The sequence below is a fragment of the Mesorhizobium sp. M5C.F.Ca.IN.020.29.1.1 genome, assembly GCF_003997375.1.
Classification (GTDB): Bacteria; Pseudomonadota; Alphaproteobacteria; order Rhizobiales; family Rhizobiaceae; genus Mesorhizobium; species Mesorhizobium wenxiniae.
Genome location: NZ_RZSW01000531.1, coordinates 1 through 4353, shown reverse-complemented (window position 1 = coordinate 4353; position 4353 = coordinate 1). Strand labels below are relative to the sequence as shown.

General features: G+C 68.8%; 2 protein-coding genes and 3 pseudogenes. All 5 read right to left on the bottom strand.

From position 1 onward, the window contains the following. Positions 1-250: pseudogene (locus EOA85_RS28935) on the bottom strand (polyprenyl synthetase family protein); the annotation flags it as partial. Between the two features lie 154 nt (positions 251-404). After that, positions 405-1748 (bottom strand): cytochrome P450, encoded by a 1344-nt coding sequence (locus tag EOA85_RS28930; RefSeq protein WP_127212038.1) that lies wholly within the window; start codon positions 1746-1748, stop codon positions 405-407. Next, positions 1748-2593: an SDR family oxidoreductase gene (locus EOA85_RS40180; RefSeq protein WP_348627940.1), complete on the bottom strand. Its 846-nt coding sequence runs from the start codon at positions 2591-2593 to the stop codon at positions 1748-1750. The genes EOA85_RS28930 and EOA85_RS40180 overlap by 1 nt, the downstream gene beginning before the upstream one ends. Positions 2594-2692: 99 nt before the next feature. After that, positions 2693-2866: pseudogene (locus EOA85_RS40175) on the bottom strand (ferredoxin); the annotation flags it as partial. Between the two features lie 9 nt (positions 2867-2875). Continuing rightward, positions 2876-4159 (bottom strand): annotated as a pseudogene (locus EOA85_RS40170) (cytochrome P450); the annotation flags it as partial. Positions 4160-4353 lie beyond the last annotated feature (194 nt).

The following is a 4353-nucleotide window of genomic DNA, read 5'->3' as shown; positions in this document are numbered from 1 at the left end:
CCAGACAGAGCAAGGCGCGGGTGCGCTTTCCGCCATGCAAGGTGGCGTAGCGCATCGCCGCCATCAGCTCGGTCTCACCGTCGTCTTCCGCGCAGAGGAGACGCGCCAGCGCCTGTTCGACCCGCTTAACGCCGTCCTGCATCCAGATCTCCGGCAGCAGCCTGCCGGATGCGCCGCGCGCCTGCGCGCCCAATCCGCCGAGCGCGGAAAAGCCAGTTCGGTCGTCGTGTAGCGTGGAACCGGTCTGCATGTTGTTCATGTCCTTGTACCTGACAGGAGACGGCCACGGCGAGCGGCGAGCCGCCGCGGTGTTGCCGGCGTCGCACCGAGCGCGCGCGCCGAGTGCAGCAATGCCGCGCGTCGCCGGCGCCGCTGCCTCGCCACCCGGGGCGGGCGATGCCAGCTCATGAGAATCCGATGCGGATTGTCACGGACGGATGTGCGGTCGGGTAATAGCGCCGGCCTTTTTCGGCGTCGCTCAGCAACCGGGGCCGCACCCCGGCCTTGTGCATGGTCAGCGCCAAGGCGATGCAGAACTGCACCAGTTCCAGCCATACCAGGTGGTAGCCGATGCAGACGTGTGGGCCGGTACCGAACTGCAGCATGTCCACCGGCCGGATCGGCTCCGTGCGTTGCAGCCACCGCTCCAGGCGGAACTGATCAGGGGCTTCGTGCAGGAGCGCCGAGGTGGAGAAATGCAGGAGCGGAATGCACAGATGGGTTCCCGCGGGAATGCGCCGTTGGCCGAGTTGCAATTCCTGCAGCGCGCGACGCGGCAGGAGCGTGGTCGCCGGATGCACGCGCAGCGTCTCGCGGAACAGCGCCTCGGCGACCGGACACTGCGCCAGGTCCGCGTGTCGGGTCGGCACCGCGCCCACGCGTTGCGCCTCCTCGACCAGGGCGTCCCACAGCACAGGCTGCCGCGCCAGCTCGATCACCATCCAGGCCATCGTCGAGGCGGTGGTGTCGTGACCGCCAAGCAGCAGCAAGCGGATATTGGCGACCAAGACGTCATCGGAGAGCGCATCGTCGCTGCGATCGAAGGCGCTCACCATGTCGTTGATCAACCCGGTTCGCGCGGCATGCGCGCGCGCGTCGCGGACGAACTGGCGCAACTGCGCGTCGATCCAGTCGCGGGCGGCGCGGCCGCGCCGCAAGGGCAGTCCGGGCAGGTCGACCGGGGGCGCGACGATCAACTGCAGCAGTTGCCGGTACTTGCGATGCCATCCCGGCAGGTCGTGCGCGGGGAGTCCCATGAGGCTGAAGATGAGCTTGAGCGTCAGGTCGCCGGTTTCGCGCAGGATGGTTACGTCGCCGCGGTCGCGCCACGCCTGCACCCGCGCCAGGATGATGGGCGCGAACAGGTCGCCGATGCCGGCCTGGGTCAGCCCCTTGGGCAGGAACGCCGCCTTGATCGCATCGCGCGCCTGCCGGTGCGCGCCGCCGTCCTGGGCGACCAACGTTCCGCCAAGCAATTCGGGCGCGATCTCTTCCATCAGCGCCGAGGACACGTCCTTGTGCCGGAGCAGTGCGAACGCATCCAGATCCACGCAGGTCATCAGGTGGCCGGCAGGGCCGAAATCCAGCCAGAAGTGGCTGCCCAGCGTCCGTTCCGCGCGCCGCAGCAGGCGCGGCAGGTCGCAGACGATGGCGGGAAGATGCCCGACAAGGGGGAAAGCGCCGGGCACGACCGGGATGTCGTACCGCAGCCGGTGCCGACGGTCCAGCGGGTTGAGCAGCATGTCCATCAGCAGCGCGGCGCCGCGGCCGCTTCGGCGATGTCGCCGGCAGGCCGCGCGGCGCGGCTGTTGCCACCGTCGGCGTATGTCGGCACATGCGCCAGCATGCCGCCGTCGATGCACACGACCTGGCCAGTGATGAACGCAGCATCGTCGGAGAGCAGGAAAGCCACCAGCGCGGCCACGTCCTCGGGGCGGCCGACGCGCGGCAGGAGCTGGTGCCGGCGCAGATGCCGTTGCATGCACTCGTCCAGCTCGGCGAGGAGACGCTCGGTCATGATGAGACCCGGCGCAACCGCGTTGCAGCGGATCTGCGCGTGACCGTACTGGGTGGCGAGCGAGGCCGACAGCATGTTCATCGCCGCCTTCGACGCGGCGTAGGACGTCTGCGCGGTGTCACCGCTGAGCCCCTGGCACGACGACATGTTGACGATCGCGCCGCCGCCGCGGGCGATCATCCGTGGGATGGCCTGCCGGCAGCAGAGCAGCGTGCCGCGCAGATTGGTCGCCATGATCTGATCCCAGACCGCCAGGTCCAGGTCGAGGATCGCGTGGTCGCGCGGGGTCAGATGCATGGCGCTCGCGTTGTTCACCAGCAGGTCGACACCACCGAAGTGCCGCTCCGCCGTCTCGAACAGCGCTGCCACCGCCTGCGCATCGGCAATGTCCATGGCCAGGGCCAGCGCATGGCCCGCTTCGGCCGCGATCTGCGCGGTGCAGGCGATGGCCGCCGAGCCATCAATGTCGGCCACAACCACTCTGCCGCCCTCGCGCGCGATGGCGAGGGCGCATGCCTTGCCGATGCCGGCGCCGGCGCCGGTCACCAGGGCCACCTTGCCTTCAAACCGTCCCATCGTGTCCGCGGCATGCCGCCAGGCCTCCGCCGGAGAAGGCGCAGGGTCGGCGCTGGCGCGCTCGCCATCGCCAGAGTCGCTTTCGATGACCCGAATGGCGGCGACCGGGCACTGGCTGGCCGCGAGCCGCACGGCGGCGTGCAGCGCCTGCGGGACCGTCGCCACGCACAGTTCAGCCACGCCGTCCGGTTCGCGCTGGCGAAAGGTGCCCGGCAGCGTCAGCACGCACTGCCCGGTAGTTCCGCACAGATCCTGGTCGACCACGACGCGCATCTCAGCCGCGCCCTGCGCATGCAGCCGCACCGACAGCGCGCGGAACGTCCTAAGGAACGCGGAGGGCTCCCGGGTCGGCTGCTCGGCCAATGCCAGCGTGGGGAAGCGCGCCTGGATCCGCGGCAGGCTCTCGGCCAACTGCACCCGGGCCAGTTGCGCACCGAGGCAGAAGTGGATGCCGTGGCCGAAGCTCAGCATGATCTTCCCGTCAGTCGACATGCCAGGACTGGTGCTGTAGAACCGCGCGGGATCGAAGCGGTCTGGATCGGCGAAGGCGTCCGGGTCGCGATTGCCGGCCGCGATCAGCACGCGCACATCCGCGTTCTTCGGGATCACCACGCCGCCCAGTTCGATGTCGCGCACGGCGATACGCGGAATGGAGCTGAACATGGCGGGCGCGTCGCAGCGCAGGACTTCTTCGACGAATGCCTTCACCCCCACGGCGTCTCCCTTCAGCCAGTGCCGCTGTTCGGGATACGCCAGCATCGCCAGGACCGCATGGTCGATGGTCGCAGCAGTGGTGGCGAAGCCGCCCAGCAGCATGCCCCACAGCATGCTGATCAACTCCGCATCCGACAGCGTGTCGGCATCGTCGTCATGTGCGCCGACCAGCATCGACACGATGTCGTGGCGGGGATCGGTGCGCTTGCGCTGTATGAGGTCGCCGAAGTAGGCCTGCACCCTGGCGCTGGCCGCGTCCGCCGCGGCGAGCTGGGGATCGCTGGCGTGCGGGCTAAGGCCTTCCAGAATGGCGCCGATGCCGTCGGCGAGCCCGAACATGTCGTCCTGGGGCATGCCGAACAGTTCGGCGAAGACCAGCATGGGCAAGGCCAGCGCGAATTCCCGATGCAGGTCCACCGCCTCCCCGCGCTCCAGCGCGGGCGCCATGCCGTCCAGGCGCGCTGCGACGATGCGCGCGATACTCGGCCGCAGGTTGTCGATCTGGCGCATGGTGAAATCGCGCGAGATCAGCCGGCGCAGACGCGTATGCGTCGGTGGTTCCTTCATCGCGAGCGTGGACGCCAGCAGATTGAGCGACAGGCTGGTCGCCGCACGCGGGAAATAGCGCGCCAGTTCGCCCGGCGCCGGTCCTCGAAACGCATCGCCCGTGGCCTTGAGCGCCCAGTAAATGTCGGCGTGGCGGCTCAATAAAAAGAGGCCCGACGCCGCGCGATGCACCGGATCGTGCTCGCGCAACCACCGCATGAACGGATACGGGTCGTGGATGCACGCTGGCGACGCCAGTTCGGCGAAAGCGTCCCGGCATGCTGCCGTGGTTTCTTGCACGTCCATCTTGGTTACCTGTTGGCTGGCTGATCTGACCGGCCGCGCGCCAGGCGCGCCGGCAAATTGCGGAGAAGATCGCGATTCCCGGCGGCGTCCGCGCATCACCAGAGCACCGGGAACTCCTCGAACCCGCCAGTGATGATCTCCTTGCGCAACTTCAGTTCTTCGGGCGCCACGGCCAGGCGCAGCGCGGGAAAGCG

Bases quoted from the DNA above. Each gene is read 5' to 3' on its own strand.
- EOA85_RS40180 (WP_348627940.1), bottom strand. From the start codon at position 2,593: ATGGGACGGTTTGAAGGCAAGGTGGCCCTGGTGACCGGCGCCGGCGCC.
- EOA85_RS28930 (WP_127212038.1), bottom strand. From the start codon at position 1,748: ATGGACATGCTGCTCAACCCGCTGGACCGTCGGCACCGGCTGCGGTAC.